Below are 22,967 nucleotides of genomic sequence, written 5' to 3' on the forward strand. Positions count from 1 at the left end.
AAGGAGCTAGAGATATGGGTAAAATTGCATTTGTATTTCCCGGACAGGGATCGCAAATCGTTGGCATGGGCCAGGATTTATTCGAGAAGGATGAACAGGCTAAGAAAATATTCCAAAAAGCGGATGAAGCACTTAGTGCTCCTCTGTCCCGGCTGATTTTTAATGGGCCGCAGGAAGAACTTACACTGACTGTTAATGCACAGCCGGCTTTAGTGACAACCAGCTATGCCCTATTTCAGGCTTTAAGCGAGGCTGGAATAAAACCTGATTATACAGCTGGACATAGTCTTGGGGAATATTCTGCTCTTGCTGCTTCGGGAGCAATAAGCTTTGAGGATGCGGTCACTACTGTCCGCCAGCGCGGAGAATTCATGGAAGATGCTGTACCGAATGGCACAGGATCTATGGCAGCTATCCTGGGAATGGAACGCGGGCTGCTTTCAGAGGTAACTGCAGAGATTTCTTCCAAGGGCGAACCTGTGCAGCTGGCAAATATTAATTGCCCTGGCCAGATTGTCATTTCAGGCAGTACGGAAGGTGTCAGATTGGCAGGGGAGCTTGCAAAGGAAAAAGGAGCAAAACGCGCCATTCCTCTAGTAGTGAGCGGACCGTTCCATTCTGAGCTGATGAAGCCTGCAGCTGCACGCCTTCAGGAAGTTTTGGATTCAATTTCTGTCAATGATGCAGCAGTTCCGGTCATCTCAAATGTTACCGCACAGCCAATACATAAACCTGAAGAAATAAAAGAAAAACTCATTGAACAGCTTTATTCCCCGGTCCTCTGGGAAGATAGTGTAAACACCCTTCTTTCACTGGGTGTCGATACATTTGTTGAAGTGGGGCCCGGAAAAGTATTAAGCGGGCTTATTAAGAAAATTGACAGGAAGGCTTCCGTTTACTCGGTATCCGATCAGGAAAGCCTGCAAAACACTGTACAGGCTTTGAGGGGGAATTAATATGTTGCTTGAAGGAAAAAAAGTACTGGTTACTGGAGCGTCAAGAGGCATTGGCCGTGAAATCGCCCTTGAAATGGCCAGGCAGGGAGCAGATGTTGCAGTGAATTTTGCGGGAAGCGAAGCCAAAGCAAATGAAGTTGTCGAAGAAATCCGGTCATTGGGCAGGCAGGCATTTTCAGTTCAGTGCGATGTAGCAGATGCTGATGCTGTTACGGCTATGACTAAACATGTGATTGATAGCTTTGGTTCATTGGATATCCTGATTAATAATGCAGGAATTACCCGCGACAACTTATTGATGAGAATGAAGGAAACAGAATGGGACGATGTGATCAACACGAATTTAAAAGGTGTTTTCCTTTGTACAAAAGCAGTTACGCGCCAGATGATGAAGCAGCGCAGCGGCCGGATCATCAATATTGCATCTATTGTGGGTGTCAGCGGGAATCCGGGACAAGCTAACTATGTAGCAGCTAAAGCAGGAGTAATCGGACTGACGAAGTCTGCTGCCAAGGAACTGGCGTCGCGTGGAATAACAGTAAATGCTGTAGCTCCAGGCTTTATATCAACGGATATGACGGATAAGCTGACAGAGGAAGTGAAAAATTCAATGCTTGCGCAAATCCCGCTGTCACGTTTCGGCGATCCAAAGGATGTTGCAGCAGTGACCGCTTTTCTTGCTTCTGATGCCAGCGGATACATGACAGGTCAGACTTTGCATGTTGATGGCGGAATGGTTATGTAACTGATTTTTCTCATTGTGAGTGGTTCAAATGGCTAAGCACATGCTTTTCTTAAAATAAAGGATTTATTATTTAGCTAAAATACTCTATAATGGCTTGAGGGGAGGTGAATGCAGTGGCAGATGTAGTAGAACGCGTTAAAAAGATCGTTATCGATCGTTTAAATGTTGAAGAAGCAGAAGTGAAACTTGAAGCTTCATTCAAAGATGATCTTGGTGCTGACTCCCTTGATGTAGTGGAATTGGTCATGGAGCTTGAAGATGAATTCGGCATGGAAATTTCCGATGAAGATGCAGAGAAAATTGTCACAGTTGGAGATGCTGTGAATTACATAAAAAGCACTATGTAATTAAATGATCTCTTGGCAGAAAGCTCCGTTTTATAACGGGGCTTTCTCTTATGTAAAGAATTAATGTATGATAGTAACATACAGCGGTGCTGGCTTTGCCATGGTGCCGCAATATGCAAGTGATTTTTGAGCTTTAGTGGAGGATTGGTTACATGAGAAAGAATGCAAATGAACGTAAGCCATCAATCAAGGAAAATAAGTTCAAACAATTTCAGCAGAGCTCAGGCTTTCATTTTCATGATGAAAAATTGCTGAAACAAGCGTTTACACATTCATCTTATGTGAATGAGCATCGCCGCAAGCCTTATGAAGACAATGAAAGGCTTGAATTTTTAGGAGACGCCGTATTGGAACTGACCATTTCAAAGTACCTTTTTAAAAAATACCCGCTGATGAGCGAGGGGGAACTTACCAAATTGCGTGCAGCGATTGTTTGTGAGCCATCTCTTGTTGATTTTGCGGCGCAGCTATCATTTGGAGACCTTGTCCTTCTTGGCAAAGGTGAAGAAATGACAGGGGGAAGAGAACGGCCTGCGCTTCTTGCTGATGTATTTGAAGCGTTCGTAGGTGCATTATTTCTGGATTTAGGTCTGGATTCCGTTCTTGTGTTTTTAGAAAGAGTTGTGTTTCCTAAGATTGACGAGGGTGCTTTTTCTCATGTGATGGATTATAAAAGCCAATTGCAGGAGCTGGTCCAAAGAGATGGCAGCGGAATTCTGGAGTACAGAATTTCACAGGAAAAAGGCCCTGCCCATAATAGGGAGTTTGTTTCCCAGGTGAGATTAAATGGTGAAGAATTAGGGACCGGGATCGGCCGTTCCAAGAAAGAAGCAGAACAGCAGGCAGCACAATTGGCTTTAAAAATACTTAAAGAAAAATTATAGAAATGATCAACATCGCAGGTTGAACATAGAGGGGGAAAAACCATGTTCCTCAAACGGCTGGATATTGTCGGATTTAAATCGTTTGCAGAAAGAATTGCCGTGGAATTTGTCCAGGGAGTTACAGCTGTAGTCGGGCCAAATGGAAGCGGAAAAAGCAATATCACAGATAGCATACGCTGGGTATTGGGCGAGCAATCCGCCAGGTCTCTCCGCGGAGTAAAAATGGAAGATATTATTTTTGCGGGCAGCGATTCAAGAAAAGCACTGAACTTTGCTGAAGTTACTCTCACTTTGGATAATGAGACGAATTCCCTGCCGATTGATTTCCAGGAAGTCAGTGTCACGAGAAGAGTATATCGTTCAGGAGAAAGTGAATTCCTGATCAACAAACAGCCTTGCCGCCTGAAGGATATTATCGATTTATTCATGGATTCAGGTCTCGGAAGGGAAGCTTTTTCAATCATCAGCCAGGGAAAAGTTGAAGAAATTTTAAGCAGCAAGGCAGAAGAAAGAAGAGTGATCTTTGAGGAAGCTGCAGGTGTGCTGAAATATAAAACCAGAAAAAGAAAAGCGGAGAATAAACTCTCAGAGACCCAGGAGAACCTAAACCGCGTAAATGATATTTTATTTGAACTGGAAAGCCAAGTGGAGCCTTTAAAAATCCAATCCTCTCTGGCGAAGGAATATCTGGAAAAAAAGTCAGAACTTGAAAAAATTGAAATTGCGTTAACGGTTTATGAAATAGAAAGTTTGCATCAAAAATGGGAAAAGCTTTCAAAGGGTTTTGCTGAACATAGCGAATCTGAAGGGAAAATGTCAGCGGAGCTTTATAAAAAAGAAAAAATGATTGAAGAAATCCGCGGCAAAATTTCAGACCTTGATGCATCAAGTGATCATTACCAAGGTGTTTTGCTTGCTGCTAGTGAAGAGCTGGAAAAGCTTGAAGGCCGGAAAGAGGTATTAAAGGAACGCAAAAAGAACGCCTTCCATAACAAAGGACAGCTTGAAAAGTCCATTGAAGAGGGAAGCCGAAAGATTATTTCGTTAAATGATGAAAAAAAGCGGGAAGGTGCAGCACTGCAGGTTCTCGAACGTGAAGTACAGGAGCTCCAAGGCAGGCTTCGGGCCATGCAAAATGACCTGAGTCTTTTTAATGCTAATATCGAAGAAACCATTGAAATGCTGAAGAGCGATTACATCGACTGGCTGAATAAACAGGCATCTGCAAAAAATGAAAAGCAGTATCTCGAACAGCAAATATCGAAGGGGATTCAAAGAGGCAGTATACTTGATGAAAACAATGCGAAATTTCTTGAGGAAAGATCCGCTATTGAAGAGAAAAAATCGCTTCTAAGTGCCTCTCGCTCCGAAACTGTAAAAAAAATCGAAGAGCATGTGCATATATTCAGAGATGGCCAAAGAAAGCTTGAAGGAGCTAAAGCGGCTTATCAAAAACAGGAAACCACCCTCTACCAGGCATATCAATATCTGCAGCAATCCAGGTCAAGAAAAGAACTGCTTGAGGAAATGGAAGATGATTATGCGGGCTTCTTTCAAGGTGTTAAAGAAGTTCTGAAAGCAGGAAAGCACACGCTGCAAGGAATTAAGGGAGCTGTTGCGGAGCTTATTACCGTTCCAAAGGAATATCAGCTGGCAATTGAAACGGCGCTTGGCGGGGCCATGCAGCATATTGTTGTCGAAAACGAAGTGCATGCAAGGCAAGCAATCACATTCCTGAAGAAAAATTCGTATGGACGGGCAACATTCATGCCTCTTTCTGTTATTAAATCGAGGGAAGTGCCTTTATCACAATATAATCTAATGAAGGGCCATCCTTCCTTTATGGGGACGGCAGCTGAATTAATTTCTTATGAAAAACAATACCAAGCAATAGCTGCTAACCTTCTTGGCTCTGTAATTATCGCAAGTGATCTAAAAGGTGCGAATGAATTAGCGAAGCTCGTTGGCCATAAATATCGATTTGTGACTACAGACGGTGATATTGTTAACCCGGGCGGTTCCATGACGGGAGGAGCCCTCAAACAGAAAACATCTTCACTTCTTTCCAGAAAAGCAGAACTGGAAGAGCTTAAAAACAAGCTTTCCGGAATGGAAGAGAAAACAAATAAGCTTGAACAGCATGTTAAGCAGCTTAAATCAGATGTTGCTTTACTGGAAACGAAAATTGATGGCATTCGAGCAGAAGGGGAACAGCTGCGTCTTGAGGAACAGTCATTGAATGGCCAGATGCGGGAAGTTGAGCTGCTGGAAAAGAATGTCAACGAAAGACTTCATCTCTATGACCTTGATAAAAAAGCGGCAGATGAGGACTATCATGAAAAAGCTTTGCGGCTTGATGAACTTGAGGAATTGCTCAAGAGCTCCGGAGTTGAAATTCAGAGACTTGACATAAAAATTGCCGAGTTGACAGAAAAAAGGAAAATACAGCAGGAAACAAAAGAAAGCCTGGCGGAGGAGACCAGCGAGCTGAAGGTGAAGCTGGCATCCAAGAAGGAACAGCTGCAGCATCAGCATGAAAAATACAGCCGTATCCAGCATGAACTGGCTGAAATAACGGAAAAAACACTTGAACATAAAGAGGATTTATCCATGCTCGCAAATGCCATGACTGACAGTTCAAGCGGTGCGGAAAAATTAGAGGAGTCAGCGAGAAAATGCCTCCAGACGAAGAATGAAACACTTGAGCATATCACATCAATAAGGGAAGAACGAAAAAGCCGGCAGGAATTTCTTGATGATATCGAGCTTGAAACCAGGGAATTAAAAAGGCTGCATAAGGGTATGGCTGAAGTGGTGAAGGATGAGGAAGTCAAACTAAACAGGCTGGATGTTGAACTTGAAAATCTCTTAAATCAGTTGAGTGAAGAGTACTTTATGGCCTTTGAGGCTGCCAAGGAAAAATACCCGCTTGCCATAGCCCCTGATGATGCAAGAAAACAGGTGAAATTAATTAAGCTTAGCATCGAGGAATTGGGCACCGTGAATCTTGGAGCCATCGAGGAATATGAGAGAGTATCAGAAAGGTACCAATTTTTAGTCGCTCAAAAAGATGATCTTCAACAGGCAAAAGATACGTTATTCCAGGTGATTGAAGAAATGGACGATGAAATGAAACGGCGTTTTGCGGATACATTTTTTGCCATCCGATCAGAATTCGAACACGTTTTTAAAGCGTTATTCGGAGGAGGGAAAGCGGAGCTTAAGCTGACAGACCCAAGTGACCTGCTTAAGACAGGGGTAGACATCATTGCGCAGCCCCCGGGGAAAAAACTGCAGAATCTTGGTCTGCTGTCAGGAGGCGAAAGGGCATTGACGGCCATTGCCCTGCTCTTTTCCATTCTAAAAGTCCGCCCTGTTCCTTTCTGTATTCTCGATGAAGTGGAAGCTGCACTGGATGAGGCCAATGTAATTAGGTTTAGCCAATATCTCAAGCAATTCAGCAGCGATACGCAATTTATTGTAATTACCCATCGAAAAGGCACAATGGAAGAAGCAGATGTCCTTTATGGAATTACCATGCAGGAATCTGGCGTATCCAAACTTGTATCTGTACGTATGGAAGAGACAGAGGAATACGCACCTTTTTAAACGATGCAAATGATCATTCGAAAGGAAGTGTTTAAATGAGTTTTTTTAAAAAACTGAAAGAAAAATTTACGAATCAGACTGATTCTGTATCTGACAAGTTTAAGCAGGGTCTTACAAAAACCAGAGATTCGTTCACTGGAAGAGTGAATGACCTTGTAGCCCGCTACAGAAAAGTGGATGAAGATTTCTTTGAGGAGCTCGAAGAAATCCTGATCAGTGCAGATGTTGGTTTTGATACTGTCATGGAATTGATTGATGAGCTGAAAATGGAAGTTAAACGCCAGAATATTTCTGATACCAAAGAAGTACAATCGGTTATTTCTGAAAAGCTTGTTTCCATTTACCAAGGTGATGAGCCGGTTTTGTCCGCTCTGAACATCAAGGAAAATGAATTAACTGTCATTTTGTTTGTGGGTGTCAATGGTGTAGGGAAGACTACGACAATCGGGAAAATGGCACATAAATTCAAGGAGGAAGGTAAATCTGTCCTGCTAGCAGCCGGTGATACCTTCCGTGCGGGGGCCATCGAACAGCTTGAAGTCTGGGGAGAACGCTCAGGAGTTGAAGTGATTAAACAAGGCGAAGGCTCCGATCCTGCTGCTGTCATGTTTGATGCCATAAGATCGGCAAAGGCCCGCAAGGCAGATATTTTGATTTGTGATACGGCTGGCCGGCTTCAAAACAAAGTTAATTTAATGAATGAGCTTGAAAAGGTCAAGCGTGTCATTGAAAGGGAAGTGCCTGGAGCTCCGCATGAAGTGCTGCTTGTTTTAGATGCAACAACCGGCCAAAATGCTTTAGTACAGGCAAAAACCTTTAAAGAAGCCACAAATGTATCTGGAATAGTGCTGACAAAGCTTGACGGGACTGCAAAGGGAGGAATAGTCCTTGCCATCCGTAAAGAACTTGCCATACCTGTGAAATTCGTTGGACTTGGTGAAGGCATGGACGACCTGCAGCCGTTTGACGCTGAAAAATATGTGTATGGACTATTCTCGAATTTAATTGACGAAGAAGAATAGCAGCTGAAGAAAACCGGAAGGGGCCCCCTTCCGGTTTTCTTTATAGTGATAAATTTTTTCCTTCTCGCAGCTTGCTGATTCTATGACAGCAAGTTCCCGCCGCCCCGGCATACGATTTGTTCTAGGATGCCTGGAACGGATAGGTAAATTAAAACTACGGACTATTAAAACTCCTTTCATTAAGACAGATATGTTCACCCTTGACAGGACTATTTGAACAATGTACACTATATTCTTGTAAAGTGTTTTCACTTAACAGCTGGGAGGGTCTGCAAATGCTCGAAAAAACAACGCGTGTAAATTACCTGTTTGATTTTTATCAATCGTTGTTAACAGAAAAACAAAAGAGCTATATGTCCCTCTACTATCTGGATGATTACTCTCTTGGCGAAATTGCCGAAGAATACGAAATCAGCAGACAGGCAGTTTATGATAATATAAAAAGAACAGAGGCAATGCTTGAGGAGTATGAAGCAAAGCTGTTGTTATTCCAAAAATTTCAAGAGCTGAACGAGTGGATTGCTGAACTGAAGGCGTCGGCTGAAAAGGATTCCTTTTCAAAAGATGATCTTTTATCTGCGCTCTCAAAGCTTGAGAAGTTAGATTAGGAGGCGGCAATAATGGCATTTGAAGGATTGGCCGACCGACTGCAAAGCACCATGCAAAAAATCCGCGGAAAAGGTAAAGTGAATGAAGCTGACGTAAAAGAAATGATGCGTGAAGTGCGTCTGGCGCTTCTTGAAGCGGATGTTAACTTTAAAGTCGTGAAGGATTTTGTGAAGCGCGTCAGTGAACGTGCAGTAGGTCAGGAAGTGCTAAAAAGCTTAACCCCCGGTCAACAGGTAATTAAGGTTGTTCAGGAAGAACTGTCAGAGCTAATGGGTGGGGAGCAGAGCAAGATTGCTGCGTCCAGCCGGCCGCCGACTGTCATTATGATGGTAGGCCTCCAGGGTGCCGGAAAAACCACAACAACCGGAAAGCTTGCAAATCTTCTCAGGAAAAAACACAACCGTAAGCCATTGCTTGTTGCAGCGGATATTTATCGTCCGGCGGCGATTAAGCAGCTTGAAACGCTGGGAAAACAATTGAGTATGCCTGTATTTTCTCTTGGTGATCAGGTAAGTCCAGTGGAGATTGCGAAACAAGCCATCCAAAAAGCAAAGGAAGAGCATCATGACTATGTTCTGATTGATACTGCAGGCCGCTTGCATGTGGATGAAAAGCTCATGGATGAACTGAAAGATATTAAAGAGCTTTCAAAACCTGATGAAATTTTCCTTGTGGTAGATGCCATGACTGGGCAGGATGCTGTCAATGTTGCCCAAAGCTTCAATGAACAGCTTGGCCTGACTGGCGTGGTACTGACAAAACTTGATGGAGACACCCGCGGCGGAGCCGCACTGTCCATCCGTGCTGTCACCAATACTCCTATTAAATTTGTGGGTATGGGCGAAAAGCTGGATGCGCTTGAAGCATTCCACCCTGATAGAATGGCTTCAAGGATTCTTGGAATGGGCGATGTGCTATCCCTAATTGAAAAAGCCCAGGCAAACGTTGATGAAGAAAAAGCAAAAGAACTCGAGAAAAAAATGAGGACCGCAACATTTTCTTTTGATGACTTCCTGGAGCAGCTGGGCCAGGTCCGCAACATGGGACCCTTAGATGACCTGATTAAGATGCTTCCTGGTGCAAATAAGATTAAGGGCATGGATAATCTGAACATTGACGAAAAACAGATCGGCCATGTTGAGGCAATTATCCGCTCAATGAACAAAAATGAAAAAGAGCATCCTGAGATTATCAATGCAGGGCGCAAAAAACGGATTGCGAAAGGAAGCGGCACAAGCATTCAGGAAGTAAACCGTCTCTTAAAGCAATTTGAAGAAATGAAAAAAATGATGAAACAGGTTACAAACATGCAAAAAGGGAAGAAAAAAGGTTTTAAATTCCCGTTCATGTAAAGGATTTCTTAGTCTTATTTTGGACTTTGAACTGGCAGATTGGCCTCTTTTAGGCCGGCCGCTAAGGTATTTTATGACTGTTAAGAAAAAAACCTTTACAAACATACCATACATTTGATATTATACTATCTTGTGTGAAACTATTCGGAGGTGCTTATTTAAAATGGCAGTAAAAATTCGTTTAAAACGTATGGGAGCAAAAAAGACTCCTTTCTATCGTATCGTAGTTGCAGATTCTCGTTCACCGCGTGACGGCCGTTACATCGAGGTTGTAGGAACTTACAATCCTGTAACTCAGCCGGCAAAGGTTGAAATTAATGAAGAGCTTGCTCTTAAATGGATGCAAGATGGAGCAAAACCATCTGATACAGTCCGCAACCTTTTCTCTAACCAAGGCATTATGGAAAAATTCCACAATGCAAAAAACAGCAAGTAAAGGTTTTAATTCATGAAAGAATTAATTGAAACGATTGTTTCTGCTCTCGTAGATTATCCTGATGAAGTAAACATTACTTCACGGGAAGAAGAAGACCGTGTCGTGTATACTCTTTTTGTAAACAAAGAGGATATGGGCAAGGTCATCGGGAAACAGGGACGCGTTGCAAAGGCGATTCGGACTGTGGTATATGCAGCAGGATCTCACAGCATAAGAAAATCTATTTGGAGATTTCCGAATAAGGGAGGGCTTACACCCTTCCTTTTTTCGCTATATAAATCTTCTTTTCCTCAATGCAAGCAGGCAGCGTAACAGTCTGTATCCCCGTACAGCAGTGAAGCATACATGAAGGACAGGCTTGCCTGATTCATGTATTAAAGGCAAATGGTAAACGGCCAAACGAACTCTCTCTGATTTAAATTATTCACATCTAAACTCTTCTAATAAGCCGTCTGCATATTTTAAAATGGATGAAACAAACTGCTTTGGCAGCTGCTGCAAATCAGGTCCTGATATGGGGACAGGCTTTCAAAATATTTATACATACCCTTGTTGCCGATGCTGAAAAATACCATTAAAGGAGGCGCTGGAGTGAAAATTCTCCAAAATGTGATTGTCAATCAGGTTTTAACAGAGTCCAGCAAGAACAAGCTCCTTGAAAAGTATAAAACAAAAAGGCTGCAGCTTCAGAAAGAAGCTGAGCAGCTGCGGTTTGAATTAAAGAAACTTGAAAAAACAAGGCCGCTCCAGCCTGCAACCCTTCGTTCTCATTTTGAAAAGGAAATCAATCAGCGCCAGGAAAAAATAAAACTGGTTGAATTTCAAATTGAACAATTGGATATCCTCCCGATTGGAAGCGAGCTGAAGGAGAGAGAAGTTCAAAGCATTATAGAAGTAGAAATAGGTGCAGATTGGGATGAAACAATTGGGACAAAAACGATTGTTGTCAAAGACGGAGTTGTCTCAGAAATACGTTAGAGGTGAAGACATGGAAAAAATGTTTAATGTAGGGAAAATCGTGAATACTCACGGCATCAGAGGAGAAATACGTGTTATTTCCAAAACTGACTTTTCCGAAGAGCGCTATCAAAAAGGCAACATCCTTTATTTATACATGGATCATAAAAGTGAGCCCATCCAATTAACTATCGAGCATCACCGGGTTCATAAAAACTTTGATTTATTAACCTTTGAAGGTTACAGCAACGTTAATCAGGTAGAAGTCTTTAAAGGCGGAATCCTTAAAGTCCCTGAGTCACAGCTGGGCACATTGGAAGAAGGGGAGTTTTATTTTCATGAAATCATCGGCTGTGAGGTGTTCACAGACACTGGCGAAGAAATCGGGAAAATAACAGAAATATTGACTCCGGGTGCAAATGATGTTTGGGTCATCAAACCTAAGACGGGAAAAGATGTCTTAATTCCGTATATCCCGCAGATTGTTAAAGAAGTGGATATTGCTAATCAAAAAATAGTCATTACACCAATGGAAGGGCTTTTGGACTGATGAAAATAGATGTACTTTCCATTTTTCCAGAAATGTTCTCAGGTGTCCTGCACTCCTCCATCTTAAAGAAGGCTGCAGAGAAAAATGCCGTAAGCTATCATGTTACAAACTTCAGGGATTTTGCAGACAATAAGCATCATACTGTTGATGATTACCCATACGGCGGCGGAGCAGGGATGGTGCTGAAGCCTCAGCCGATCTTTGATGCTGTCGATGCCTTGACTAGCCAGGCTGGCAAAAAGCCCAGGGTGGTCCTTCTATGCCCCCAGGGAGAGCGCTACACTCAAACAAAGGCGGAGGAGCTGGCGAAGGAAGAACATCTAATCCTGGTATGCGGCCATTATGAAGGATATGATGAACGGATAAGGGAGCATCTGGTCACAGATGAAATCTCAATCGGCGATTATGTGCTTACCGGCGGCGAACTGGGTGCAATGGTGATTATAGACAGTGTCGTTCGCCTTCTGCCCGGGGTTCTGGGCAACGAGGATTCTCCTGTCAAAGACTCTTATTCATCTGGATTGCTGGAACATCCGCATTATACAAGGCCGGCGGATTTCCGCGGTATGATTGTTCCTGAAACACTGACATCAGGAAATCATAAAAAAATAGAAGAATGGCGCCTGAAGGAATCATTGAGAAGAACCTATAATAGAAGGCCTGACTTGCTTGAAAGTTACCCTTTGAATGATTCAGAGCGAAAACTGCTGAAGGAAATTCAAGGAGAGGATGAATAGCTATTGCAACAGGCTCTGCAGTATGTTATGATAAGTTTCGTGACTTGGCAAGATGCCTAAGTCTAATAACGATGTTCCGCTGCAATCATTAATGGATTGGCAAGAGCATTTTGGGAGGAGCAAAAAACATGCAAAACATTATTCAAGAAATCACAAAAGAACAGCTTCGCACTGATCTTCCAGAATTCCGTCCTGGTGACACTGTACGTGTACACGTAAAGGTTATCGAAGGAACTCGCGAACGTATCCAGTTATTCGAAGGTGTTGTAATCAAACGCCGCGGCGGCGGAGTCAGCGAAACTTTCACAGTACGTAAGGTTTCTTACGGTGTCGGAGTTGAGCGTGCATTCCCTGTACACACACCAAAAATCGCTAACCTAGAAGTGATTCGCCATGGTAAAGTACGTCGTGCTAAACTATACTATCTTCGTGAACTTCGCGGTAAAAAAGCTCGTATTAAAGAGATTCGCCGCTAAGATATCTAAGATTGCCTAAACTAAAAGAGTTAAAAGGAGCTTGTTTTGCAGGCTCCTTTTTTTAATGAGGAATACATATTATTCAAGGCATCATGAATAACAGGCTATCTTGAATGACTGAATATAATCTGAAACACGTATAAAGTGTTTTTTCTCGTACAAGATAAGAAGCAATTGATGAAACAGTAATGCAAGCCCTTCGAACTATCCCATATAGTGCAGAGGCAGTATCGTTTTAGAGTATTAAAACGATTTAGCTGAAAAAATAGCAAGAGAGGTGGATCCAGTTGACAATACAGTGGTTCCCGGGCCATATGGCCAAAGCGAGAAGAGAAGTAACGGAAAAACTTAAACTTATTGATATTGTATATGAGCTGGTCGATGCCAGAATTCCGGCTTCTTCAAGAAATCCGATGATAGATGAAATAATCCAGCATAAACCAAGACTTATCTTGTTAAACAAATCAGATATGGCAGATCAGGCAAAAACCAGGCAATGGCTGGATTATTACAAGGAGCAGGGAGTAACTGCGCTCGCAATTAACTCTCAGTCAGGAAGCGGTTTAGCTCAAATTACTGCTGTATCAAAGGAACTTTTGAAAGCGAAATATGACAGGATGAAGGCAAAAGGAATAAAGCCAAGGGCAATAAGAGCCATGATTGTCGGGATTCCGAATGCGGGAAAATCGACACTTATAAACCGGCTTGCAAAAAAAAATATTGCCAGAACAGGAAACGTTCCGGGAGTGACGAAAGCCCAGCAGTGGATCAAGTTTGGAAAAGAGCTTGAACTGCTGGACACTCCAGGGATATTATGGCCGAAATTTGAGGATCAGGAAGTGGGCTTAAAGCTTGCTTTAACAGGTGCCATTAAAGATACCCTTTTAAATCTTCATGATATCTCATTATATGGATTGCGTTTTTTGGAAAAAGAATATCCTGAACGCCTGAAAAGCCGTTACAACCTCGAAGCCCTGCCAGAAGAACCTGTCGAGCTATTTGATGCCATTGGAACATTCCGGGGCTGCTTAGCAGGAGGCGGACTGGTTGATTATGACAAAACAGCAGAACTGATTGTCAGAGAAATCCGCTCTGAAAAGATGGGGCCGCTGACTCTCGAAAAACCTTCAGATTTACAGACAGAAAAAGAATGAGTATAAAATAACGGGATTTAGATAATGAGTACTGTATCATTATTTCTAAAACCCCGTTTTTTTTGAGTTTAGCATAGTATCTGCCGGCTATTTCCTATGAAAAACTGAAAATAAGGAAGACTTGGCCGATAATTAAAATGATAGGTGATGAAATTGACAGCAGCATTAAAAATGAAGGAAATAGCTTACAAATTAAAAAGTATTCATAATCCAAAGGATGCCTTTCTTGCTGAATGCAGACTGGATGAAAGAAAAGGCGTTAAAGATTTAATAAAAAAATGGGATAAGCAGCTGACAAAGCTGAAAGAAGAAAAGGAATTGTTCCAAAGCATGTCTTCTTATGAACAAGCATTGAAGAAGGAAGGCTTCTCGGCACTCTGCGGTATTGATGAAGCAGGAAGAGGCCCTCTTTGCGGGCCGGTCGTCGCTTGTGCTGTTATTCTAAAACCTGATTTTTACCTGGCAGGATTGAATGATTCCAAAAAACTCTCTGAAGCAAAACGCGAGGAATTTTTTACTGTTATACAAAATGAAGCCGAGTCAATTGGTGTAGGAATCATACATAGTGATGAAATCGACTCCTTGAATATTTACCAGGCATCAAAGAAAGCAATGAATGAAGCGATCTTGAATTTATCCTCTGTTCCTGATCATCTGCTAATAGATGCGATGGAACTGGAGATTGATATTCCGCAGTTTTCCATTGTAAAAGGAGACTCGAAAAGCATTTCAATTGCAGCCGCTTCGGTTATAGCAAAGGTAACCAGGGATAAGCTAATGAAGGAATATAGCATTGAATTCCCTCAATATGGATTTGAACAGCATATGGGCTATGGAACCAAGAGACATTTAGAAGCCTTGCATACATATGGCCTGACCCCATGGCATCGCAGAAGCTTTGCACCAGTAAAGGAGATAGCCGAAAAAACTGTAAAAAGGTGATAGGATAATGAAGCCAGCCTTTATATCTATGAAAACGATTTTGCCAAACACTCCCGAACAGAAACCAGGGTTTAAGAGCGGCCAGATATTCTTGGGAAAGGTGAATAAGATTTTTCCGAACCAAACGGCAGAAGTGCAAATTGGATCACAAAAGATCATTGCCTCACTTGATGTACCGCTGAAGGCAGGCAGCAGCTATTTACTGCAGGTGCAGCCTGATCAGGGTATGGTACATCTAAAGGTCATTGATACGGGTAAATCCAATTCAGCTGGAGGGGGCAGTGGCTCGGCAGAACAGCTATTGAAACTATTGTCCTCTCCGGCAGGCAGGGAATCAATCGATCTTGCAGGGTTTATGCTCAAAAATCAGCTTCCTGTTACAAAGGATTCTTTTGAGCAGATCTTAAGCTGGATGAAAACTGCGGAAAATGAAGGCGAAGCTTTTACAGCAATAAAAACGATGCATACTTCAGGACTTCCTTTTGTGAAAGACGTATTTCAGGCTCTGTTAGCCCACAGCAAGGGAGAGCCGATTCATAAAGTATTAAGTGAACTTTTAACACAGCTGGAAGGAAGCCATACGGAAACGTCATTAAAGACGCGCTCTCTAATCACTTCAATGATGTATACTGCCAAAGAGCGTCTGTTGAAAGACCCGCTCCCTCCAATTATCGCAAGCTGGATGGACCCGCGGTCATCAGAGGACGAAAATAAAGCCGCATTTTCTATTCTGCAAAAAACCGGGCTGATATCTATAGATAAATCGGAGCATGAAGTGATTGGGAATTTGCTCATGAATCCCAGACTTCAGGCACAAGCTGAATCAGTCGGGATTTTGCCTTTCTTGAAAGAGGCCCAAAACATGCTGACTCAGGCGAAATCAGTAAATGCGGGTAACCAGGAAGCATCAAAGCCTGTTTTAGAAAGGTTTATCAGCTTAGTGAATACCGCTTTTGATGCAGGGGCAGCAGCTAAGGGAGAAAAGATTACTGCTGATCATTCGCTCCCTGTAAAATGGGTGAATGCAGATATGGAAACTGGCGGGCTGCCTAGAAAACTGCTGCAGGCTGTCCAAAACCTGTTTGAGAAAAATGAGCCTTTAGCAAAGGGATTTCCGGCTAAAGGCGCTTTGCTTTTGTCGCTTTTGAACGCAGATGCAGGAACAGACTCAGCAGAAGGAGCAGTTGAAGAGGCAGCAAACTTACTGATGAAGGCAATGAAAGGAAAAACTGCAGATAATATTCTACCAAAGAATGAACTTCTGTTATTAAGCAGCCTGGCGGAAAACGCATTATCAGAAATTGATAGTTCTCAAGTTTCTGCGCCGAGGTTTTTGAAGGACGCCGCAAAGCTGCTTGGGCTGAATCATGAACATTTTTTAGTACAGCCTGAAGAAACGGGCAGGCAATCCTTCGGGGATCATCCTCTTTCGCTGAAATCTTTGCTTTTACAGCTGGTAAAGGAAGATCATCCAAAAGAAGTGAAGGATACGGCAGCTCTATTAATAAATAAAATCACAGCACAGCAAATACTATCACAGGAAAACGGGCCGCTCCAAAATGTGTACATGCAGCTTCCAGTTGCCCTTCCTGGTTTTCAGACAGATGTGAGCATTCAATGGAGCGGACGCAAAAAAGAAGATGGAAGCATTGACCCGGATTATTGCAGAATTTTGTTTTACCTGGATTTACAGCAACTTAAGGAAACGGTTATCGACATGAAAGTCCAGAACCGGGTAATAAAAATCACGGTTATGAACGAACAGCATCGGGAAATTGAACAGCTTTCAGGGGCATTTATTTCTCTGCTTAAAGAAAAAATAGAAAACTTGAACTATCAGTTATCCGCTATAAAGTTTTCAGCATGGAGCAAAAGCGAACAAGGTCCGAGCAGCAGTTCATTCGGGCAGGGTGCGGAAATACCATATAAAGGATTGGATATGCGGGTATGACCAAGGAAAATAGAAAAGAAGCAATTGCGCTGAAATATGATACGGAAAAAAACAGCGCGCCTGTCATAGTGGCAAAGGGCAAGGGAAAGACAGCGGAGAATATTTTTGAAAAGGCCAAGGAATTCAACATCCCTGTTCAAGAAGATCCTTCATTGGTCGAACTGCTGGGAAAGCTGGATATCAATACGGCAATACCAGAAGAACTCTATCAGGCTGTAGCTGAAGTATTTGCTTTTATTTATAAAATTGATTCACAAATGAAAAATCACTCTTAACAGGGTGATTTTTTTCATGCACTATAATTGAACTCAAATGATACAATATGAATAGATTGCTGAATGCAAAAAGGAGAACAGGATTATGAATGAAATTAGTATTCTTGCAAAAATCAGGAAAAATCTCTCGCTGTTTACTGATGCAGAAGGAAAAGTAGCAGGATATATTCTGGATCATCCAGGTTTTATACCAACCATGACCACTAAAGAACTGGCAAAACAAAGCGATTCAAGCGAAGCCAGCGTCGTAAGGTTCTGTAAAACGATAGGTGCGGGAAATTTCAAAATGCTGAAGATCATGCTGGCAAAAGAGAATACAATAGGTGACGAAAATATCAATCATTTTGCCCTTTTTGAAACAGAGGACACCCCTCTCAGCCTGTTTCAGAAGGTGACCTACCTGAATAAAGCCGCTATAGAATTATCCATCCATACACTGGATAAAAAAGAGTTCGAACAGGCCGCATCACATTTGAAATCTGCAAATAAAATTGCCTTTTTTGGTGTGGGAGGTTCGTTTCCACCTGCCATTGATGCTCAATACAAATTCATGAAATTAGGCCTGAATGCTACTGCCTCTTCTGATTTTCACTATGCTGTATCGCAGCTGTCCATGATGAAACAGGGGGACTTGCTTGTTATCATCAGCACTTCCGGTAAAACAAAGGAAAGCATTGAGCTTGCGCAGTATGCCAAAGAACAGGGAGTTGTGATGGCAGCCATCACAGCGTTAAGAAAAAGTCCTTTATATAAGATGGCTGATATCAAGCTGTGCATACCTGATGTTGAGGAAGAACAGAGAGTGGGGAGCATTGCATCAAGAATGGCACAGCTTAATATTATTGACGCATTATATTTAAGTCTTTTTCATGAAATAGGGAAAGAGATTTATCCATCCATTCATAAATCCAAGGAAATGCTGTCAAAGAGAAAATAAGGAAGGCAGAATGTATTTTCTGAAATTATAATTCATATATTTTAATAGAAATATTGATTTATAATTTCTCAATGCGTTATAATGAAAGCGCAAACATTATGAGAGAGGTGATTCGGTGCTTGAAAGACTGTCCACAGAAAACCGCAACAAGAACACGATGAATCTGGATGAAATGACGGTAAGGGAAGTTCTTCAAGTGATGAATGAAGAAGACAGGTCGGTCCCAGCCGCCATCCACAGTGAATTGCCGCAGATTGAACAAATTGTCAAGCATACTGTGGAAGCTTTTAAAAAAGGCGGAAGGCTTATTTATTTAGGAGCAGGAACTTCAGGGCGCCTCGGCATTCTGGACGCGGCGGAGTGCCCGCCAACTTTCGGCACTGTAAGTTCCATGGTCCATGGACTGATTGCCGGCGGGGAAAAGGCCATCATGACAGCTGTTGAAGGAGCGGAGGACTCAGAAGAGCTTGCAAAAAGGGATTTAACAGCATTATCTCTAAACGCAAACGATGTTGTTGTCGGAATTGCAGCAAGCGGCAGGACTCCTTATGTGATAGGCGGACTGAAATTTGCGAAAAGCAGAGGAGCAGTTTCCGGCAGTATTTCCTGCAATAAACATGCAGAAATCTCAAAGTATGCGGATATTGCCGTAGAGGCGGATACCGGCAGTGAAATACTGACAGGGTCGACGAGATTGAAGGCAGGGACAGCCCAGAAGATGATATTGAATATGATTTCCACAGCTGCAATGATTGGCATCGGGAAGGTATATAAAAATCTGATGGTAGATGTACAGCCAACAAATCAAAAGCTTGTGGAGCGTGCCAAAAGAATTATCATGCAGGCAGCGGAAACTGATTATGAAACAGCCGAACGATACTATAAGGAAGCAGGGGGCCATGTTAAAACGGCCATTGTCATGATTTTGACAAACTGTACATATGACGAGGCCATAAAGAGGCTATCTGAAGCAGAGGGTTTTATCCGAAAAGCGCTTTAAACGGCCTGACAAGACAGCTGATACATGAAATTGCCAATGAAGAATATATATCTAAGGACAGGATGCAAGCTTGTTCTGCAAAAGGGAGACAGGGGGGAAAAGTATGAAGAAAGAACAGAGGCTGGCTGAGGAAATTTATGAAAAAGTTGGCGGAAAAGCAAATATCAGCCGGATAGCTCATTGTATGACAAGGCTAAGGCTGGATCTTAAAAACGATGGGCTCGCCGATATCGGAGGTCTGAAGGCTATTGATGGAGTCATGGGGGTAATTGAAGACCAAACCCTTCAAATTGTAGTCGGCCCCGGTACAGTAAACAAAGTTGCAGCAGAAATGTGCAGCCTGACAGGCTTAAGCCTTGGTGAACATGAAGAAATTGATGAAGGCACCGCAGAAAGGGTACACAGTGATATTAAAGCAAAAAATAACACACCTTTCAAAAATTTGCTCCGCAAGATTGGAAATATTTTTATACCGCTTATTCCAGCCCTTGTTGCATCGGGCATTATAAACGGGATTGCTAACTTTTGCCTGAATGCAGGGGCAGATAAAAATAATATCATCCTGCAGCTTCTTCTCTTTATGGGCGGAGGGATATTTGCCTACCTGGGAGTTCTGGTAGGCTGGAATACCGCTAAAGAGTTTGGGGGCACCCCTGCTCTCGGTGCAATTGCCGGTATATTTGTTTTCAACCCTGCACTTGCAACAATAACCTTGTTTCATGAAGCACTTGTCCCTGGAAGAGGCGGATTATTTGCTGTTATTTTCGCAGCATGGCTTATGAGCGCAACAGAAAAAAGAATCAGAAAGATTGTGCCAAATTCTGTAGACATTATTATTACACCGCTGATTACGGTCTTATTTGTAGGATTCTTAACACTTATAGCAATCCAGCCTTTGGCAGGCTATTTGTCAACGGGCATCACAACAGGAATAAAAGGCATCCTTGACATTGGCGGCATCTTCGCAGGAGCAATTTTAGCAGGAACCTTCCTTCCTCTTGTTATGGTCGGGCTTCACCAGGGACTTACGCCAATCCATGCGGAGTTCATTACAAGCACGGGAGCCACTCCTCTGCTTCCAATACTTTCCATGGCCGGAGCAGGACAGGTGGGTGCAGCGATTGCTGTATTTACAAAAACAAAAAACAGAAAACTCAGAAATGTCATCAAAGGCGCCCTGCCGGTAGGATTCTTAGGAATAGGAGAACCGCTTTTATACGGAGTTACACTTCCGCTAGGCAGACCATTTTTGACAGCCTGCCTCGGAGGTGCTGTCGGAGGTGCTTTCCAGGCATTTGCAGGAACAGCTTCTGTGGGCATGGGGGTATCTGGTTTATCTCTTATTCCGCTGATTCAGGATAAATATCTGCAATATATAATCGGCATCATTATCGCTTATTTAGGCGGTTTCATTTTCACTTATCTTTTTGGATTTAAAGAAAGCATGGCAAAAAATATTAAGTGATACGGAAGGAGAGAAGGAGAGAATTTTCTCTCCTTTTTGTTTGCTGAAATCTTCACATGCTCCATATGCTTAAATACAGGGGCTATTTAGATCATTGTACTTTCAGCGGGGGGGGGCAATACATAAAAAGGAGATGGTTTACATGCTTGGGATATCTGTTTATCTCGGAAGGCAAAGTGAGAATAACCAGGAGAAATTTATAAGAGACATGTCAAAGTCGGGGTTCCGTTCCATTTTTACATCGCTCCATATACCAGAGGATGATGCCGTACAGCATTTGGCATTGCTTAAGGAATTGGGAAGGCAGGCAATGGAAAGCGGCATGGAGCTTGTAGCCGATATCTCACCTGTCACGCTAGACAATTTGAACCTTACTTATGAGAGTCTGCCTGATCTTTTGCAATGGGGGATAACCGGCTTGCGCATGGATTACGGGGTAGAACCTAAAGTGATAGCCCGCCTTTCAAAAATGATGAAAATTGCCCTTAATGCCAGTACGATTGATGATAGACTTTATCAGGAATTAAAAGACTGCACCATGGATTTCAGCATGGCAGAGGCATGGCATAACTATTATCCGAGGCCTGAAACTGGTCTTGGGAAGGAAGATTTTACAAGCAGGAACAAATGGCTCAAGGAGAAGGGATTTACCGTTATGGCATTCGTACCCGGAGACGGAGTACAGAGAGGGCCAATTTTCAAAGGACTTCCGAGCATGGAAAAGCACCGTGGAGCGGATCCGTTTGAAGCCTTCTTAGAACTGAAACATGAATGTTTTGCTGATAAAATATTCATTGGTGATTTAACTCTTAAAGAAGAGACGCTTAATAAATTCTCCATTTATGAAAAAAATCAGATTCCTTTGCGCTGCCGCATTTATTCGGATGCACCCGAAACAAGGGAAATTCTCTCCCTTGACCATATTAACCGGGCAGATTCTGCCAGGGATGCAGTACGTTCGCAAAATACAAGAATTTATGCTGCGGAAAAAAAGCTGGTTATAGAGCCTGTATCCCCTGCTGAGAGAAAAAAAGGAAGCATCACCATTGATAACCGGCTTTATGGGAGGTATCAGGGTGAGCTGCAGATAACTAAACGGGACCTTCCGGCAGATTCTTGTATAAATGTTATCGGGGAGGTAGTCGAGGAAGATTTGCCTCTGCTGCGCTTTGTAGGAGGAGGGCAAGCTTTTATATTATTGGCCAAACAATAAAGATTTCTTCGACAAGTTTTAATATTTTGATAGGTTATAGTAGACAACTAATTATACTTTCTATACAATAATAGCGCAGTCTAATTTTGCAATTCAGCATTATTTGCATATGCTGATGCAAATACTAGTTTAATACGAACATGCAGTTTATTTTAAGAATGCTTTTTTAGTTGACAAGGAGGATGAAAGATGAATATCCATGAGTATCAAGGAAAAGAGATCCTCAGACAATACGGGGTATCTGTTCCCAATGGCCGTGTTGCATTTACTGTTGAAGAAGCAGTGGAGGCAGCTCAGGAACTAGGAACAAATGTTGTTGTCGTTAAGGCTCAAATCCATGCGGGAGGCCGCGGTAAAGCTGGCGGAGTCAAGGTAGCGAAGAATCTTGATGAAGCACGTACATATGCACAGGAAATTCTGGGGAAAACGCTTGTTACACACCAAACAGGTCCTGAAGGCAAAGAAGTTAAGCGTTTACTAATTGAAGAAGGCTGCGATATCAAGAAAGAATATTACGTTGGCCTTGTGCTTGACCGTGCTACTTCCCAGGTTGTGCTTATGGCATCCGAAGAAGGCGGAACTGAAATTGAAGAAGTGGCAGAAAAAACGCCCGAGAAAATCTTTAAGGAATATATCGATCCGATTGTCGGATTAACCGGCTTCCAGGCAAGAAGAATTGCCTTTAATATCAACATCCCTAAAGAACTGATTAATAAAGCGGTCAAATTCATGACCGGATTATATACAGCTTTTATTGAAAAAGACTGCTCAATCGCTGAAATCAATCCGCTTGTTGTTACAGGAGACGGTAATGTTATGGCGCTTGATGCTAAGCTGAACTTTGATGATAACGCTTTATTCCGCCATAAGGATATTATAGCGTACCGCGATTTGGAAGAAGAAGATCCAAAAGAGATTGAAGCTTCCAAATATGACCTCAGCTATATCTCCCTTGACGGAAATATCGGATGTATGGTAAATGGAGCGGGCCTAGCAATGGCCACTATGGACATTATCAAGCATTACAGCGGAGATCCTGCTAACTTCCTTGATGTTGGCGGCGGCGCTACAGCAGAAAAAGTGACAGAGGCCTTTAAAATTATCCTTTCTGATAAAAATGTTAAAGGGATCTTTGTTAATATTTTCGGCGGAATCATGAAGTGCGACATCATTGCCACCGGCGTTGTTGAAGCAGCCAAGCAGCTTGGTCTCGAAGTTCCTCTTGTAGTGCGCCTAGAGGGTACCAATGTTGAGCTTGGAAAACAGATTTTAAAAGAATCCGGATTGAATATCACCGCTGCAGAATCAATGGCAGACGGTGCGCAAAAAATCGTATCACTTGTAGGATAA

General features: G+C 42.6%; 22 protein-coding genes and 1 pseudogene. All 23 read left to right on the forward strand.

What is annotated here, in order from left to right; translation table 11 throughout:
• Window positions 1–14 precede the first annotated feature (14 nt).
• The 23 genes and pseudogenes from fabD (at window position 15) to sucC (ending at window position 22,967) form a co-directional block, all read left to right on the forward strand.
• Window positions 15–956, forward strand: a complete 942-nt coding sequence (gene fabD / locus ACN6MY_RS09960; protein ID WP_419883803.1) for an ACP S-malonyltransferase — start codon at window positions 15–17, stop codon at window positions 954–956.
• 1 nt (window position 957) lies between these two features.
• Window positions 958–1,701, forward strand: coding sequence for a 3-oxoacyl-[acyl-carrier-protein] reductase (fabG, locus tag ACN6MY_RS09965; protein WP_419883804.1), 744 nt, complete (start codon window positions 958–960; stop codon window positions 1,699–1,701).
• Window positions 1,702–1,814: 113 nt separating this feature from the next.
• Window positions 1,815–2,048 carry an acyl carrier protein gene (locus ACN6MY_RS09970; protein WP_419883805.1) on the forward strand — a complete coding sequence of 78 codons (234 nt, stop codon included), beginning with the start codon at window positions 1,815–1,817 and terminating at the stop codon, window positions 2,046–2,048.
• 152 nt (window positions 2,049–2,200) lie between these two features.
• On the forward strand, window positions 2,201–2,932 hold the full coding sequence (gene rnc / locus ACN6MY_RS09975; protein ID WP_419883806.1) for a ribonuclease III: 732 nt from the start codon (window positions 2,201–2,203) through the stop codon (window positions 2,930–2,932).
• A 42-nt stretch (window positions 2,933–2,974) separates the two neighbouring features.
• Window positions 2,975–6,541: a chromosome segregation protein SMC gene (smc, locus tag ACN6MY_RS09980; RefSeq protein ID WP_419883807.1), complete on the forward strand. Its 3,567-nt coding sequence runs from the start codon at window positions 2,975–2,977 to the stop codon at window positions 6,539–6,541.
• Between the two features lie 35 nt (window positions 6,542–6,576).
• Window positions 6,577–7,563 carry a signal recognition particle-docking protein FtsY gene (gene ftsY / locus ACN6MY_RS09985; RefSeq protein WP_419883808.1) on the forward strand — a complete coding sequence of 329 codons (987 nt, stop codon included), beginning with the start codon at window positions 6,577–6,579 and terminating at the stop codon, window positions 7,561–7,563.
• 275 nt (window positions 7,564–7,838) lie between these two features.
• Window positions 7,839–8,171 (forward strand): putative DNA-binding protein, encoded by a 333-nt coding sequence (locus tag ACN6MY_RS09990; protein ID WP_071349473.1) that lies wholly within the window; start codon window positions 7,839–7,841, stop codon window positions 8,169–8,171.
• A gap of 12 nt (window positions 8,172–8,183) precedes the next feature.
• Window positions 8,184–9,524 carry a signal recognition particle protein gene (ffh, locus tag ACN6MY_RS09995; RefSeq protein ID WP_071349474.1) on the forward strand — a complete coding sequence of 447 codons (1,341 nt, stop codon included), beginning with the start codon at window positions 8,184–8,186 and terminating at the stop codon, window positions 9,522–9,524.
• 163 nt (window positions 9,525–9,687) lie between these two features.
• Complete coding sequence (gene rpsP, locus ACN6MY_RS10000) at window positions 9,688–9,960, forward strand: 30S ribosomal protein S16 (protein WP_419883809.1); 273 nt, start codon at window positions 9,688–9,690, stop codon at window positions 9,958–9,960.
• 12 nt (window positions 9,961–9,972) lie between these two features.
• Window positions 9,973–10,202, forward strand: a pseudogene (locus tag ACN6MY_RS10005) (KH domain-containing protein).
• Window positions 10,203–10,551: 349 nt separating this feature from the next.
• Complete coding sequence (locus ACN6MY_RS10010; RefSeq protein ID WP_419883810.1) at window positions 10,552–10,938, forward strand: YlqD family protein; 387 nt, start codon at window positions 10,552–10,554, stop codon at window positions 10,936–10,938.
• A gap of 10 nt (window positions 10,939–10,948) precedes the next feature.
• A complete protein-coding gene (rimM, locus tag ACN6MY_RS10015; protein ID WP_419883811.1) occupies window positions 10,949–11,467 on the forward strand; it encodes a ribosome maturation factor RimM in 519 nt (172 codons plus the stop codon).
• The gene (trmD, locus tag ACN6MY_RS10020; protein WP_419883812.1) at window positions 11,467–12,204 is read left to right on the forward strand and encodes a tRNA (guanosine(37)-N1)-methyltransferase TrmD; all 738 of its coding nucleotides are present in this window, start codon (window positions 11,467–11,469) and stop codon (window positions 12,202–12,204) included. The genes rimM and trmD overlap by 1 nt, the downstream gene beginning before the upstream one ends.
• Before the next feature lie 128 nt (window positions 12,205–12,332).
• Window positions 12,333–12,680 carry a 50S ribosomal protein L19 gene (gene rplS / locus ACN6MY_RS10025; protein ID WP_071349480.1) on the forward strand — a complete coding sequence of 116 codons (348 nt, stop codon included), beginning with the start codon at window positions 12,333–12,335 and terminating at the stop codon, window positions 12,678–12,680.
• Between the two features lie 287 nt (window positions 12,681–12,967).
• Window positions 12,968–13,834, forward strand: coding sequence for a ribosome biogenesis GTPase YlqF (ylqF, locus tag ACN6MY_RS10030; protein WP_419883813.1), 867 nt, complete (start codon window positions 12,968–12,970; stop codon window positions 13,832–13,834).
• 171 nt (window positions 13,835–14,005) lie between these two features.
• A complete protein-coding gene (locus tag ACN6MY_RS10035) occupies window positions 14,006–14,776 on the forward strand; it encodes a ribonuclease HII (RefSeq protein WP_419884130.1) in 771 nt (256 codons plus the stop codon).
• Between the two features lie 7 nt (window positions 14,777–14,783).
• Window positions 14,784–16,727: a hypothetical protein gene (locus ACN6MY_RS10040; RefSeq protein WP_419883814.1), complete on the forward strand. Its 1,944-nt coding sequence runs from the start codon at window positions 14,784–14,786 to the stop codon at window positions 16,725–16,727.
• Window positions 16,724–17,002 carry an EscU/YscU/HrcU family type III secretion system export apparatus switch protein gene (locus ACN6MY_RS10045; protein ID WP_419883815.1) on the forward strand — a complete coding sequence of 93 codons (279 nt, stop codon included), beginning with the start codon at window positions 16,724–16,726 and terminating at the stop codon, window positions 17,000–17,002. The genes ACN6MY_RS10040 and ACN6MY_RS10045 overlap by 4 nt, the downstream gene beginning before the upstream one ends.
• Before the next feature lie 85 nt (window positions 17,003–17,087).
• Window positions 17,088–17,939: a MurR/RpiR family transcriptional regulator gene (locus ACN6MY_RS10050; RefSeq protein WP_419883816.1), complete on the forward strand. Its 852-nt coding sequence runs from the start codon at window positions 17,088–17,090 to the stop codon at window positions 17,937–17,939.
• 115 nt (window positions 17,940–18,054) lie between these two features.
• Window positions 18,055–18,939, forward strand: a complete 885-nt coding sequence (gene murQ / locus ACN6MY_RS10055; protein ID WP_419883817.1) for an N-acetylmuramic acid 6-phosphate etherase — start codon at window positions 18,055–18,057, stop codon at window positions 18,937–18,939.
• 103 nt (window positions 18,940–19,042) lie between these two features.
• Window positions 19,043–20,404: a PTS transporter subunit EIIC gene (locus ACN6MY_RS10060; protein WP_419883818.1), complete on the forward strand. Its 1,362-nt coding sequence runs from the start codon at window positions 19,043–19,045 to the stop codon at window positions 20,402–20,404.
• Window positions 20,405–20,546: 142 nt separating this feature from the next.
• On the forward strand, window positions 20,547–21,617 hold the full coding sequence (locus tag ACN6MY_RS10065; protein ID WP_419883819.1) for a DUF871 domain-containing protein: 1,071 nt from the start codon (window positions 20,547–20,549) through the stop codon (window positions 21,615–21,617).
• A 189-nt stretch (window positions 21,618–21,806) separates the two neighbouring features.
• A complete protein-coding gene (sucC, locus tag ACN6MY_RS10070; protein WP_071349488.1) occupies window positions 21,807–22,967 on the forward strand; it encodes an ADP-forming succinate--CoA ligase subunit beta in 1,161 nt (386 codons plus the stop codon).

Origin of the sequence: Peribacillus sp. B-H-3 (assembly GCF_048572925.1) — a bacterium.
Lineage (GTDB): Bacteria > Bacillota > Bacilli > Bacillales > DSM-1321 > Peribacillus.

What these genes read in the sequence shown, in the direction of transcription:
- trmD (WP_419883812.1), top strand. Translation starts at nt 11,467, where the DNA reads ATGAAAATAGATGTACTTTCCATTTTTCCAGAAATGTTCTCAGGTGTC.
- ACN6MY_RS10045 (WP_419883815.1), top strand. Translation starts at nt 16,724, where the DNA reads ATGACCAAGGAAAATAGAAAAGAAGCAATTGCGCTGAAATATGATACG.
- sucC (WP_071349488.1), top strand. Translation starts at nt 21,807, where the DNA reads ATGAATATCCATGAGTATCAAGGAAAAGAGATCCTCAGACAATACGGG.
- ACN6MY_RS10040 (WP_419883814.1), top strand. Translation starts at nt 14,784, where the DNA reads ATGAAGCCAGCCTTTATATCTATGAAAACGATTTTGCCAAACACTCCC.
- ACN6MY_RS10065 (WP_419883819.1), top strand. Translation starts at nt 20,547, where the DNA reads ATGCTTGGGATATCTGTTTATCTCGGAAGGCAAAGTGAGAATAACCAG.
- ftsY (WP_419883808.1), top strand. Translation starts at nt 6,577, where the DNA reads ATGAGTTTTTTTAAAAAACTGAAAGAAAAATTTACGAATCAGACTGAT.
- smc (WP_419883807.1), top strand. Translation starts at nt 2,975, where the DNA reads ATGTTCCTCAAACGGCTGGATATTGTCGGATTTAAATCGTTTGCAGAA.
- rnc (WP_419883806.1), top strand. Translation starts at nt 2,201, where the DNA reads ATGAGAAAGAATGCAAATGAACGTAAGCCATCAATCAAGGAAAATAAG.
- ffh (WP_071349474.1), top strand. Translation starts at nt 8,184, where the DNA reads ATGGCATTTGAAGGATTGGCCGACCGACTGCAAAGCACCATGCAAAAA.
- ACN6MY_RS10050 (WP_419883816.1), top strand. Translation starts at nt 17,088, where the DNA reads ATGAATGAAATTAGTATTCTTGCAAAAATCAGGAAAAATCTCTCGCTG.
- rplS (WP_071349480.1), top strand. Translation starts at nt 12,333, where the DNA reads ATGCAAAACATTATTCAAGAAATCACAAAAGAACAGCTTCGCACTGAT.
- ACN6MY_RS10035 (WP_419884130.1), top strand. Translation starts at nt 14,006, where the DNA reads ATGAAGGAAATAGCTTACAAATTAAAAAGTATTCATAATCCAAAGGAT.
- fabD (WP_419883803.1), top strand. Translation starts at nt 15, where the DNA reads ATGGGTAAAATTGCATTTGTATTTCCCGGACAGGGATCGCAAATCGTT.
- ACN6MY_RS09990 (WP_071349473.1), top strand. Translation starts at nt 7,839, where the DNA reads ATGCTCGAAAAAACAACGCGTGTAAATTACCTGTTTGATTTTTATCAA.
- ACN6MY_RS10060 (WP_419883818.1), top strand. Translation starts at nt 19,043, where the DNA reads ATGAAGAAAGAACAGAGGCTGGCTGAGGAAATTTATGAAAAAGTTGGC.
- rpsP (WP_419883809.1), top strand. Translation starts at nt 9,688, where the DNA reads ATGGCAGTAAAAATTCGTTTAAAACGTATGGGAGCAAAAAAGACTCCT.
- fabG (WP_419883804.1), top strand. Translation starts at nt 958, where the DNA reads ATGTTGCTTGAAGGAAAAAAAGTACTGGTTACTGGAGCGTCAAGAGGC.
- rimM (WP_419883811.1), top strand. Translation starts at nt 10,949, where the DNA reads ATGGAAAAAATGTTTAATGTAGGGAAAATCGTGAATACTCACGGCATC.